This is a genomic window from Ruania rhizosphaerae, from assembly GCF_009805705.1.
In the GTDB taxonomy this organism is placed as follows: Bacteria; Actinomycetota; Actinomycetes; order Actinomycetales; family Beutenbergiaceae; genus Ruania; species Ruania rhizosphaerae.
Map to the genome: position 1 here is coordinate 1 of NZ_VSMB01000001.1, position 12826 is coordinate 12826.

The 12826-nt window shown below is 65.4% G+C and carries 11 protein-coding genes; 2 read left to right on the forward strand and 9 right to left on the reverse strand.

Going from position 1 to position 12826, the window contains the following annotated elements; genetic code table 11:
• Positions 1-102: 102 nt before the first annotated feature.
• From FV560_RS00005 to FV560_RS19995, 8 genes are all read right to left on the reverse strand, one after another.
• On the reverse strand, positions 103-1704 hold the full coding sequence (locus FV560_RS00005; protein WP_200837454.1) for an FAD-dependent oxidoreductase: 1602 nt from the start codon (positions 1702-1704) through the stop codon (positions 103-105).
• The gene (locus FV560_RS00010) at positions 1701-2177 is read right to left on the reverse strand and encodes a type 1 periplasmic-binding domain-containing protein (RefSeq protein WP_159618009.1); all 477 of its coding nucleotides are present in this window, start codon (positions 2175-2177) and stop codon (positions 1701-1703) included. Before FV560_RS00010 ends, FV560_RS00005 begins: the two co-directional genes overlap by 4 nt.
• Before the next feature lie 96 nt (positions 2178-2273).
• On the reverse strand, positions 2274-3653 hold the full coding sequence (locus FV560_RS00015) for an ABC transporter substrate-binding protein (protein ID WP_159618011.1): 1380 nt from the start codon (positions 3651-3653) through the stop codon (positions 2274-2276).
• Positions 3654-3788: 135 nt separating this feature from the next.
• Positions 3789-6344 (reverse strand): hypothetical protein, encoded by a 2556-nt coding sequence (locus tag FV560_RS00020; protein ID WP_159618013.1) that lies wholly within the window; start codon positions 6342-6344, stop codon positions 3789-3791.
• Positions 6345-7033: 689 nt separating this feature from the next.
• On the reverse strand, positions 7034-8170 hold the full coding sequence (locus tag FV560_RS00025; protein WP_159618015.1) for a LacI family DNA-binding transcriptional regulator: 1137 nt from the start codon (positions 8168-8170) through the stop codon (positions 7034-7036).
• 430 nt (positions 8171-8600) lie between these two features.
• Positions 8601-8939, reverse strand: a complete 339-nt coding sequence (locus tag FV560_RS00030) for a type II toxin-antitoxin system PemK/MazF family toxin (RefSeq protein WP_159618017.1) — start codon at positions 8937-8939, stop codon at positions 8601-8603.
• A complete protein-coding gene (locus FV560_RS00035; protein ID WP_159618019.1) occupies positions 8923-9120 on the reverse strand; it encodes a hypothetical protein in 198 nt (65 codons plus the stop codon). The genes FV560_RS00030 and FV560_RS00035 overlap by 17 nt, the downstream gene beginning before the upstream one ends.
• Positions 9121-9663: 543 nt before the next feature.
• Positions 9664-9981, reverse strand: a complete 318-nt coding sequence (locus FV560_RS19995; RefSeq protein WP_200837455.1) for a hypothetical protein — start codon at positions 9979-9981, stop codon at positions 9664-9666.
• Between FV560_RS19995 and FV560_RS20000 the strand changes: the two genes are divergently transcribed.
• Positions 9980-10534 carry a hypothetical protein gene (locus FV560_RS20000; RefSeq protein ID WP_200837456.1) on the forward strand — a complete coding sequence of 185 codons (555 nt, stop codon included), beginning with the start codon at positions 9980-9982 and terminating at the stop codon, positions 10532-10534. The two genes, FV560_RS19995 and FV560_RS20000, sit on opposite strands and share 2 nt — an antisense overlap.
• Positions 10535-10566: 32 nt before the next feature.
• Here the strand turns inward: FV560_RS20000 and FV560_RS00045 are convergent, their stop codons facing one another.
• Positions 10567-11181 carry a TetR/AcrR family transcriptional regulator gene (locus tag FV560_RS00045; protein ID WP_159618021.1) on the reverse strand — a complete coding sequence of 205 codons (615 nt, stop codon included), beginning with the start codon at positions 11179-11181 and terminating at the stop codon, positions 10567-10569.
• Positions 11182-11356: 175 nt separating this feature from the next.
• On the opposite strand from FV560_RS00045, the gene FV560_RS00050 reads away from it, so the two are divergent.
• Positions 11357-12625, forward strand: a complete 1269-nt coding sequence (locus tag FV560_RS00050; protein ID WP_235019835.1) for an FAD-dependent oxidoreductase — start codon at positions 11357-11359, stop codon at positions 12623-12625.
• Positions 12626-12826: the final 201 nt, after the last annotated feature.

The following is a 12826-nucleotide window of genomic DNA, read 5'->3' on the forward strand; positions in this document are numbered from 1 at the left end:
AACCACCCACCCTCACACGGTCACTTCTGTTGCACTGACCATATGAATCCGCCGCCGTGGACGCCGAGGAAGTCAGCGGTCGCGCTCGGGGTGAGCCTGGTGTCAGTACCCTTCGACCCCGTCGGGCCAGTGCAGTTCCACTCCGTCGGCTTCGAGGGCGGTCTGGAACTCTGCGAGCCCTTCACCTTCGGCCACCTTGTGCGGTGTGGTCCCGCGCGCCAGGCACCAGGCGGCGAGCGCGCCGGCGGATTCGCCGATGTTCCACTCCACCGGGTGCAGCCGGAATGCGCCGTTGGTGATGTGGGTGGTGCCGACGTTCTTACCGGCGGCCAGCAGGTTGCTCATCCGCTGCGGGACGAGCGTGCCGAGCGGGATCTCGAAGGGTGCGCTCGCGACGTCGATGTAGTTGTCGCCACCGGTCGAGGGGTGCAGATCGATGCGGTACATCCCTACACCCACCGAGTCGGCGAAGGTCGCCGGTCGGGCATGCCCTCGCACGTCCACGGACAGGTCCTGCTCGATCACGGTCCGCAGCGCCTTGATGCGGCGCGACTCGCGGATGTAGGGCGCCTGGGCGAAGCCGTCCTCAGTACCGGTGGCCTGCGGGACCAGACGCAACCCCGGCCAGCCTGTGCCGCCGTCGGGGCGCGGGGCCTCGGTCTGCAGCCAGTAGAACATGCTCAGCGCGAAGCGCTTGGCCTGGGCGAGGTGGTGCTCCACGTCCGGCACATCCACCACGGGCGAGTCCAGGTAGTCGATCATCGGCCAGTTCACGAGCACCTGGTCGCTCTCGTACACCCCGGGCTCGAACAGGTCCCGGGCGATGATGCGCCGGAAGGTCCACAGCTCCTTGTCCCCGGCCGCCTGGCGCTGGTCGGCGGTCTGGTTCAGCGGGTCGTCGTTGATGTCCGGGGTGAATGTCCTGGACATGGTGGCCAACGTCCGCGGGTCCGGCGCGGTCAGCGAGAGCATCGGCGCACCCCAGTACTCCGGCTCGTAGGAGCGCCAGTGGTCGTAGTCGGCCGGGCGCTCGATGGTGTGGTCGCCCTTGACGTGCTCGATCACGAAGCACCAGCTGATGGCCTGCTGGTTGTGTGGCTGCGCCTGCGCCGGCGCACTCGGCTCACCGTAGGCGGACCGGGCCTCAAAACCGGTCACGTACTCGGTCCCGGTCAGCGGCAGCAGGTCGCCGAGCTCGGTGGCATCGAGCACATAATCGGCCTCGATCGTGGTGCGCTCGCCCGAGTCCACCCCGGCCACGGTGATGGACCGGACCACATCCCCTTCGACGTCGGCGCTCACCGGGCGGGTGCGCTCCAGCACCCGGATCGCCCCCGAAGAGCGGAACGGGGCGAGCATGCTCTCGATCACGGCGGCGGCCACGCGCGGTTCGGCGCAGATGCGGCTGACCATGCCGGCGCCGGGGTTGAGGTCCTTCTTGGCCTTGGCGGCCTCGGTGAGGGGGTAGTGGTCGCGGTAGTAGTCGCGGATCCCCTCACGCAGCCGGCGGTAGGAGGCAGTGACGCCGAACTCCTCCACCCAGGTGTGCTCGTCGGCGGGTACGGCCTGGCTGGTCAACTGGCCGCCGAGCCAGGGGTACTCCTCGGTCAACACCACACGGCGGCCGGCTCGCGCGGCAGCCAGGGCAGCAGCCACACCACCCATCCCACCGCCAACCACCAGGACATCTGTCTGCAGGGTCACGAATTCTCCTCGGGCGCCGTCAGCGTAGTTCCGCTCACCGTGGCGCAGGCGATGAGCGAACGGGTCTCGGTCAGGGAGTCGTCAATGAGGTCGGTGAGTACGCGCACGCACTGCCGGCCGAGCTCAGTTCGCGGTGGCACGAGCCGGGTGATGCCGTCGGCGCCAGGGGCATCGCCGAGAGCGATGAGGCTGATGCCCTGGCTGGCCGCCCACTCCCGCAGCGCCACGGCCCTCACCGGGCCCTCCACCACCACAGCGGTAGCGTTCCCGACGGCGGCCCAGTCCTCCGCAGGATGCTCACCCCGGGTGGTGCGCACCCAGGCATGGACCCCGACGGCGTCCGTCGCCTCAGCGAAGCCCCGCGCCCGGTCATCGCCCGCCTCACCCGGCAACGGGCGCCTCGTGTGCACACGCGCGGCATCGCCCTCGGGTTCCGCTCCTTCACCCACGACGTCCTGCACTGCCTGCTTCACTCCGGCCAACTCACAGCCCGCATCGACGCACTCTGAATCCAGAAGAGCCAACAAACCTCGGCCGGGTCACGGTTCAGGATCGGCACTCATCCTCGGCTACATGCCCGCGGCGAGTTCGTCGTGGAACCCTTGCGCTGCATCGGCTGAGGAGGAGTCCCCGAACAGCATCTCCATGCCGTGCCGTTCAAGTAGCGTCGGGAGTTGTCCACCACCCGGGGGCGGGGCGATCTCTGTCTCAGCAATCTCGGGCTGGATCTCGTCGATGAACGCAGACACTCGCTGCTGCCCATCCGAGAGCTGGTCCCGAATCGCATCAGCAACCTCGCCGTTCGGCGGAACGCCACGCTCGGCCAACTCGATCTCGGCTGCGGTCGTGCTGTTCACCCACCAGTTGATGAGTGCAACTGCGCCCTCGGGATCCTCCGTCGTTGCCGATGCCGACCAGAGCATCGATGCCTTGTACCAGGCTTTGCGAGTAGTGGCGTCGCCATCGATGCTCGGGAACCGGAGCAGCGTGAGCTCCCTGCCGGAGGCTGCCTCCAATGCTTCGAGTTGGTTAGACCAGAAACTCGCCATCGCGGTGTTACCCACAACGAAGTCGCTCTCATTGAGCGGCTTGGTGGCATCCTCAGTGATTTGCGAGGGGGACGCGATCGCGTCGGCATCGGCGAATCGCTGGTGCAGCTCAAACCACCCGCGCACGTCATCGACCTCGAAACCCAGCCGGCTACCTTCGAGGAACGCCTCCTTGCCCTGCTGGCGCAACCAAGCGCTGAACAGTGCAGGGCTGCTGAGAAACGCCGATGTTCCGACCGCTTGTCCGGAGGCCGAGATCTCGGTGGCGATCTCCAGCCAGTCTTCCCAGGTCCAGCTCATATCATCGGGGAGGTCCACCCCGGCGGCCGCAAAGGCGTCAGGATTGACACACACAACCGGGGTATTGATCCCGGCGCTGATGCCGTACAACGCGCCCTCGATCTCCCCGGACTCGACGCTGCCGTCGATGAACTTCGAGGTGTCCGCGCCGTGCTCCGAAAGATCCAGAAGCGCACCGCGCTGGCCGTACTCACTGATGAAGGCCATATCCATCTGAATGATGTCGGGCGCGGTGCCACCCGCCGTCTGGGTGGCAAGGCGGTCCCAGTAGCTGGCCCACTCACCCGGCTGCGGCTCAATGGAGACGTCGGAGTTCTCTTCCATGTACGCATCGAGTGCGTCGGTGGTGTTCTCATTGCGCACCTCGTTGCCCCACCAGGTGAACTGTAGCGTTCCGGATGCATCGGAGTCGCCTGAATCGCCGGACCCGCCTCCTCGCGAACATCCCGCAATCACGGCACCTGCAACTCCTGCGGTGCCAATGGTCAAAATGTGACGACGACTAATATTCATGGTCGTATCCTCTCGTCGTTGAAAGCGCCGAATTGTTCGGCACTTCTGGACAACCGCACAGAGGCCGCTACGGCCATCTGCTGCCATCGGTTGCCGATCAATAATTCGTGGTGGAAACGTAGTCCGCAATCTCGACTACCTCTGGCACGATCGAACCGCGTTCTCGCCTCCGGCGTGATGAGCACGGCTCGCCCTCATGGTTGGACTCAGGCCAGCAGTCGTTCAGTTCACCAGTACCCGAGTCTCTTCGGAACCGGTGACTCCGGAAGCATTCAGGAGTTCAGAGCGATAGCGGTAGGTTCCGGACTCGCGGCCATTGATCTCGGTGCTCACCGCCTGCGGCCGCGGGGTATCGTTCTCCAGCGCCCTTTCATCGATGAGGTTGTCGTTCTCGTACAGCCGGTACCGATCAGCGTTGGTACCCCACCACATATTGGTGGTGAGCGTGAAGTCGGCTGCACCTGAATGGTTGTCGTGTGAGAGCACCGGCACACCCGGGTCGGCGTGCCGAACCTGCACAGTGACGTCCCCCGTCTGAACGGTTCCGGCTGCATTGATGAGCTCGGCAGTGTAGTGGTAGTCGCCGTTGTGACGACCCCGAATCGGCACGCTGATCGACTGTGCCTGAGGCGAACGCGCCACGAGATTTCGGTGCGCGATGAGTTGACCGTTCTCAAACAGACGCATCGCGTGGGCATTGACTCCCCACCACAGATTCATCGTCACGTCATAGTTGCCGTCGTCCGTGCCGTGGTGGCCGTTGTCCGAACTGAGCACGCCGGACGCTGGGGCCTGCGTCGGTGTCTCGGCTGGGCCCTCGAAGGCATAGGTGGTCCGAAGCGATCCCTCATGCTCGACCCGTACCAGGTGTTGACGGCGCGAATCAGACATTCTGACCCGGTCGGTGGTATCAAACGTGATCGTGCTGGCGCGCTCGAAATCGACGGACAGTACTCCGACACCACGTTCCAGCCTGAATCCAGTGATCGCCGTCAGTTCAACAGATTCTCCGTAGGTGACCTCCGTTCCGTCGGAGAAGGTCACCAGGTCGCCTGGCTGAAGGAGAAGCGGAACGACCGCTCGGCCCGGATCATCGGTCACAATGTCTTGCACGAATGAGTCGTCGAAGAAAGACAACACGACGTGACTACCGTTGGTCCGATCGAGATAGGCAGCACTGAAGTCGCCCTCCAGGTCCCCGATCTGATCGGCGGGCACCCTTCCACCCTCACGGTACGGCTCGGCGTAGTAGGTGCGGGCCACCTCGACCTGGGTGACCGATGACACCTCGGGAAACGGCCCCCAAGCATCCTCGTTGTTGCTGTTCAACACATGGACGACCGCGCCCATGGCTGGGTGCCACAGCAAACCTGGTCCCATCCGTAGTCGCTGATACGGGCCACTGTGTCCAGCGCGCCTGCCGAGCAGCGTGGTGATGTAGTAGGAGGGACGCCGCACGAACATGTAGTCCAGATCGATGGTTCCCGCTTGGCGATATTCAGTGAAACGATCGGAAGCCAGATAGGGCAACGTTGCGATGGCATCCTCTCGCTCCGATTCGCTGACTCCGAGCGGAGCCCTGCTGCTGTGCATCCAGGTACGAGGTGAAGTTCCCTTCTTCCGCAATGGCACAATAGGCCCCGGGTTCGCTTTCCATGCTTCGCGAGCTGTGAGGATTTCATCATCGGTCGGGTGGAAGGCCGCCAGCACCGGAATGTCGTCAATCAGTGCCCTGCCAAGAGATGTGCGGTCCAGCACCTCGTTGGGCTCCCACTCCAGCGTGAAGGCCGGAATGCGAGCCGATGCGGCACTCCAATGCAGGAACCCGGCTCGGTCGGGTTCCAAGACGCTGGCGTACGTGATGAACTCCACCATCGATCGCGCCATTTCAATTGGCTCGGTGAAGCCGGAAAGCGCTCCCTCAGCCAGATCGGGCATAGCAACGATGAATGAGTAATCGAAATCGTAGGCCATGGGCTCATGGCTGTGCCCAGCGTCTGAAATTCCATGTACTCGCAGCGTTTCCCAACACTGCGAGACTTGAGCCGCCAGGTTAGCGTCTTGGAAGAGGTCCGCTGTCATACTTGCCCCCACCAGGCCAGCGACGACCTGGTTAGTGTAAGGCGTGGGCTGGCGCCAGTGTGGCAGTGAGCGGTCAACGAGCCACGCGCTCGATTCCCGAACAGCCGCTTCGATCTCCGGCAACCAGTCGGACAATTCTCCCGCTTCGTGCAAGTCCCGGTAGGTGGTGGTCAGTGCCACGCTACCGAATCCCGTCGGTGCAAGGTGCGGAACGTCCCATTGGTATTCTGACCAGGAGCCGTCTGGCAGTTGACTCGCGAGATAGTAGCTCAGGGCCGCTTCGATCCGGTTTCGAAGCTTGAGATCATTGAAATAGGGGTTCCACGAACGCTCATGAGTCAGAAACCACGTCAGCGTGGCAACCTGTTCCATCTCGCGAGCATTATAGGGCTGTTCGGGCGAACGCCACCAACCGTCCTCCATCCAACCATAGTGCGGCTCCTCATCTCGGATGCTGTTGGCCATGGGTGCGACTATGGGCAGGTATGCCGCGAAGACATGTTCAGTATCGTCGAACGCCGAACGATCAGGTTCCGAACTGAGTGGATCGACGAGTGCTAACACATTCCCTTCGGACGTGGCGTGCGCGGCGGGTGCATTGTGTAATCCACGGGCAGCAATGGCGGCGATCGAAGCTGCGCCGGCGCTAGCGATGAGGGCACGGCGGGAGATTGTGGTCGGGATAGGACCAGGCATCGTGACTCCTTTGTCTGATGTGGACGCTCGAGAATGAGCGAAAGCGAGGCGCATTTGCGGGGGCATTCCCGGTGATACGCATGGCCGGATGAGTGCGACGCTCGCTCCTACCATCCGGTGCGGGATAGATCTTCGGCGGACTGACGTGAACGTCTGCGCGGGATGTGCATCAACTCCTTTGGATCGGATGCTGTGTTTTCTGTGGTGGTGAGCGCCCACCGGCCGGCGCAGTTGCGTACCGTTATCGGATCGCGCTGGACCTGCGTGACGATGCGTGCTTTGTGCCGCATCTCGCGCGCAATGGGTCGGCCGGGCAGTATGCAGCTAGGTGACCCGAGACCTCGGCGATGCTCTGCTCCGCCGATTGGAGCCGATGGCTTCTGTTGGTGACGGTGGGTGCTGCCGATCTTCTTGTGCGCGGCGATGAGGTTGGCTAGCCGCCGCGGTCGCAGTGCCCATGGGACATCTGCCGAATTCGGAGTGAGGCTCCAGGTGTCCATCGCCAGGGTGCGCGGGCTCAGCGTGGCCCAGGACAGTAGGTCTGCATCTGTCGGGGTCGACCTGGGTTTGACCGCCAAGCCACGAGCATTTGTCCGGCAGCCCGACGGAGGAAACACGGCGAGCCGCAGCGGTGGCGCCGTTGAGGCCAGCTCGGACCACCACGATGTTGGTGCTCAACTCGGGGTCACTCACGCGTGTGTCCGTTTCGGCTCGAGGATTGTTGAGGATCGAGTCAGCGTTCCTGCACCGCCGCGTCCGTTGGGCGGGACTAGCGTCTCCCCTGCGACGTCCGTGCATTCCAACAGTTGATGCAGGTCCGGATCGGCCCGACCGCCGCCCAGGACCGGGCTGCCGGGGCTCGAGGTGCCTGCATACAAGGTGCCGGCGAGGTGGGAAAGCAGCAGTAGCGCCCGTGATCCCATCTGCTCGCGTGGAATGGTGAATCCGGACCAACGGGTCGGCCCAGGCAACCGGTGGTGGGGCTGACCCAACAACAACACCGATAGGTCTTCGGGGACACGGATCCGCATCTCCAACAACGCAAGCCGCAACTCGTCGGGGTCGTTCTCAGGGGCGAGCAGCACCGCACTCAGGCTCTGCTCGGCGATCTGCGCGACGACCCTGGCGGTGTCAACGGACTCGATGTAGGTCGGATGCAGGCCACGATCAGCCACCGCCGCTTGGTAGCCCGCTAGCCGGTCGCGGGTGGGCTGGTCGCTGGTGCGCGCTCCGACGTAGCCGATCCGCCGATGTCCCATATCCGCGGCCCGAAGCACCGCCCGCCGAGTGCCGGAGAGATAGTCGGCACCGACATAGGGCAGCCGGCCGCCTTCGCTCTCCCGCCGGCCAACGAACACGAACGGATAGTTGGTGTCCAGTAGATGCTGCAGTTCCGCTTGTTCCTCATGCTGACCCAGCAATAGGCAGCCATCAGCGATACCTAGGCGCTGCCAGCCACTCGTGGTAAGGCGACGGGAACCCTCGACCACCCGAGCGCTGGTGAATAGCAGGAGATCGACACCGATCTGCTCAGCCGCATGCTCAATGCCGATCAGGAACGGGCCATAGAAGTCGCGTCCGCCGCTAGGGAACGTCGTCTCGTAGGTGAAGACGCCCAGAATCTGGTTGTGCCCGCCAGCGAGCCGCTGTGCCACTGGATTCGCCGAGTACCCGGTGATCCGGATCGCGTCGAGCACTCGCTGGCGCGTCTCCGCGCTGATCCGCACTCCGCTGGGGGTCCGGCCACTGAGCACGAACGAGACGGTCGCCTGGCTCACGCCGATCAGCGCGGCAACGTCCGCCTGTGTCACGCGGCGCCTCGGCATCGATCCTCCCTGACCTTCGATTGCATGCCGGAGCAGTGTGGTCACACGCCTCTCCCTCCATCAAGGCAATTATGCGCATTATTAGCAGCTCGCTGATCCGCGAAACCGGGCTCAGTTCCCATCCGTGCGGACATGACCTGACTGTGCTCGCCTCGTCGAGTTTCGGGATCGCGCAGTGCGCTGACCTGGGGCGATGGGGCCGTGGAGGGCGATTCTGAAGCACTCATTGGTCCTCTACCTGGGTGCATCCGTGGCGCGCATCCGGCGGGGCCGGCTTCGGGAGCGCGGACCGGCGCATCCGTGTCACCCCGGTCACGCGCGGACGGATCAGCAGCAGGTCGTCAGGGGGCCAACAGCCGCCGCAGCGCATCGATAGCGACTACCAACTCGACTTTGGAGTAGTGGGAGTCACGCGCAGCCGGTCGAGCGCTCAGGTGTCCAGCACCAGCGACAGCGTGCCGCGCACCTGATGCAGGACCAGTGAGCCCACGTTTCCCCAGCGATCGATCACACGACGCGTGGCCACAGACCGGATGTGTTGACACTGCGCAGAGCACTGGCTGCGCAGTCCGTTGCGCTCGTCAGGCTCAATCACAATCTCGACGCCGCTCTGCCGGACAGTACGCGTCAGCGGCACCACCTGGACGACGTTCGGAGCCCCACGCAATATCCTCGCGGCGGTCACGACGATCGCAGGCCGAACGAGCCCAGCCTCCGAGCCGAGCGGCGTACCAAGATCTAGCTCGACGACATCACCGGGCGTCAGCATCGAGCCACGCGGTCTCGTCCTCCGTTAGCGGTTCGGCCAACTCGCGACCAATCTCGTCCTGGCGCATCAGCCGGACGGCATGGGCGACCGTGTCGGACACGGTCTGGTGTCGAGCCCCGGCCAACCGCTTGAGTTCGTCGTGAGTCCCCCGGCTGATCCGGACTGTCGTCGTCTCGGTCATGACCTCCAGACTACGCCGTGTAGACAGTTTAGTCTACAGGGCGCGTTGACTCATCTAAGTGCGCGCGTAGAGGGGTTCGTTGACTCATCTGAGAATGCGTAGGGCGCACCTGCCGGGCCGGGACTTCGTTGACCGGTAGCCCCTGAGGATGGGACTGACGATGAGCTAACGACGTGCGGTCACCAAGACGATCGCGACGCGGTACAAGCGTGCAGACAAGATGACCAAGGGGTGTGATCCTCGACGAGTTGTGCGCGACGACCGGGTGGCACCGCAACCACGCCCGCAAGGCGCTGGCCGCTGCGTTGAAGCCGAAGCTCGTCAAGCCCGCGCGGAAGGCTCGTGCCCCGAAGGATGACGCGGACACGGTGGTGGCGTTGGGGTTCTGCTGGGCGGTGCTCGGCACTCCCACGGGCTCGCGGCTCGCGGCTCGCGGCTCGCGGCTCGCGGCTCGCGGCGATGATGGCCGAACTGGTGCCACGGCTGCGACGATTCGACCAGCTCGCTGTCACCGACGAGACCGCGACCGCGCTGGTCGCGATGTCACCGGCCACGATGGACCGCCGCCTGACCGCTGACCGCGCGGAACTGACGCTGAGAGGTCACTCGCACACCAAGCCCGGGTCGCTGCTCAAGGACCAGATCCCGATCCGCACCTGGGCGCAGTGGGACGACGCCGTGCCGGGGTTCGTCGAGATCGATCTGGTCGGCCACGAGGGCGGCAACGCCCTGGGAGAGCACGCCTACACCCTCACCGTCACCGTCACCGACATCGCCACCGGGTGGACGCCAGAACCGAGCATTGCGCAACAAGGCCCGCACATGGGTCATCACCGCACTGGAGGAGATCACGCTCGTCATGCCGTTCCCGGTCCTCGGCATCGACAGCGACAACGGGTCCGAGCTCATCAACCACCACCTGCTCCACTGGTGCCAGGAGTGGCAGATCACCTTCACCCGGTCCCGGCCAGGCAACTCCAACGACGGCGCCCACGTGGAGCAGAAGAACTGGGCCGTCGTGCGCACCGTGGTCGGCTACCACCGCTACGACACAGCCGCTGAACTGGCTCTAATGAACCAGATCTTGGCGCTGCAGTCCCATATGACGAACTACTTTCTGCCCCAGCACAAACGCGTCTCGAAGGTCCGCGACGGAGCGAAGATCAAGAAGTACGACAAAGCGGCCACGCCGCACCGACGCGCCGAACGCCACGAAGCGGTCAGCATCGAGGACAACGCGATCCTGACCGACACCTACACCGACCTCAATCCCGCCGCGATCCAACGCCACATCCAGGCCCTCACAGACTCAACTGCTGACCCTGACCACCAGCAAGGCCAGAGCCGTCATCAAGCCCACCCCACGCGCGCATCCGCTGATGAGTCAACGACCCCAGCCACGCGCGCATCTTGACATGAGTCACCAGGGGAGCGCTGGGCGGGCCGTCATGCGCAGAGGAGGCGACGGAGCGCGTCGACGACGACCCCTCCCCGCGCCGCACCTGGCGCGGACTCGGCCGTTGCCGCTTCGGACGCCAGCTCCCGTACTGCCCATTCGTCCATCGTCCGCAGCACCGCCACCACCAGCGCGAGCTGCAGGTCGGCCGGGAGGTCGGCACGCACCGCCCCTACCTCTCGCCCAATCTGGAGCACCTGGGCCACCCAGGCCGAGATCTCGGCCACCACACCAGCCTGCGTCCCGTCGGGCGTCGCAGCATAGAAGAGGCGTCCCAGCACGAGCGCGTCGTGATCTGCTACGAGATCCTGCTCGAGCCGAACCAGGAACTGCTCGACGCTTACCCAGAAGCGCTCGGCAAAGGACTCAGGCGCGGGAACGTCCAACCCGGACCGCACCTGCGCGGTCAGGTCGCCGATCACGCGATACACGAGATCCTGCTTCGACTCGAACAGGTGATAGAAGCTGCTCTTACTCATCCCGCACGCCCGGATGATCCGGTTCAGCGACGCACCCTCGAGACCGGCACTCGCGAACTCGTCAGCCGCTGCCCGCACCAGCAGGGCCCGGCGCTCCGGGTCGAGACGGTCCAGCGGAGTCGACATACCGGGGAGCGTACCGGGGACCAGCTGGTCAGCCCGGCCACGGGACCATCAGCGGCCGGGAGCACGGCCGTGATCAGCCAAGCGGGCAACATTCACTCGTTGGACCACCCGGTCCACTTTCATGCTATCGTCGCTGCTTTGGACCACCCGGTCCACTGCGACGAAAGGAGCGGCCGTGAGCTTCATCGAGACACCACTACACGACCAGCTGGAGGCGGCCGCCCAGGACTCCCGGCCCACCCTCATCGTCGGGGCCGGCATCGCCGGCACCACACTCGCCCAGCTCCTGCGCCGCGCTGGCCAACACCCCGTCCTGATCGAGCGATCCGCCGGCCGCCACCCCGGCTACATGCTCGCGCTGATGCCGATGGCCGATGCCGCCGTCCGCGACCTTGGCATCCGCGAGGCCTACCGCTCTCGCAGCGTGGCCATCAGCCGCTACCGCGTGCGCTCACGCACAGGAAGAATCCTTCGCACAGACCCGATCGCCGAGGTCCTCAGCCAGTACGGCGACTACCGCGGCATCAGCCGCGGTGACCTGCTCGACATCCTCACCACCGATCACGCCCCGGTCACCACCGGTACCACCGTCTCCGCGCTACGGGACGAGCCAGACGCCGACAGCGCCGCCACAGTCACCCTGCGCCAAGGCGAGCAGGTGACCGAGGCAAGCTTCGCCGTCGTGATCATCGCCGACGGAATCGGCTCGACCACTCGCCGCCTCCTCGACACACCCATCACGGACGTGGACACGGGCTGGGGCGGCTGGGTGGTGTGGGCTCCCGCCGATGACCAGACGGATCTCGGCGAGGAACTGTGGGGCACCGACTTCCTCCTCGCCACCTACCCCGTCAAGGATGCCGTCGGCGTCTTCCTCGGGGGCAACCGGGACGACACCGCCGCCGCACCGGAGGCATTCGTGGCACGGGTGCGCCGCCAGGTCCCCTCCCCCGGGCCGCGCATGAATGCGGCTCTGGAGGCGATCCTCGCCGATCCCGACCCCTACTTCTGGCCGCTCACCGATGTGCGCGCTGCCCGCTGGACCACCGGCCGCACGGTGCTGCTGGGCGACGCCGCCGCCGGCTTCCTGCCCACTGCAGGAATCGGGGCCGGCATGGCGATGGAGTCGGCCTGGGTGCTGGCTCGCCTGCTACTCCACCACGAGAGCAACGACGGCGGCCCTTCCCTCCCAGCACTGCTCGCCTCATTCGAAGCTCGCCAGCGCCCCCGGGTGGAGGCCGCGCAGGACAACTCCCGCCAACTGGCACGCCTGATGTTCCGCCGCAGTCGGGTCTGGGCCGTCGTGCGGGACCTGGTGGCGCGGCGGGTCAGTGTGGCCACGGCGCTCGGCCCGATCCGGAAGCTGCTCGCTGACCTGCCGTCCGTCACCCCACCGGCCGTCACCCCACCCACCACCGCCAATTCACCCACCGCCGAACGCTGAGTTGGTCGGCATCGAGGCGCCGGACGCCGACCAACTCAGCGTTCGGCCAGGTGGGGGCGGGCGGGCGACATGGCCTCCTGTCGTGGCCGGTACTGCTGCTTCACCTCCCCGGCTACGATGCCGCAACGAGTCAGCCACGGTTCGGCCTCGATCCGGCCGCAGCCATTCCACTGTCCGGCCCACCGGCATAGCGTCACGACC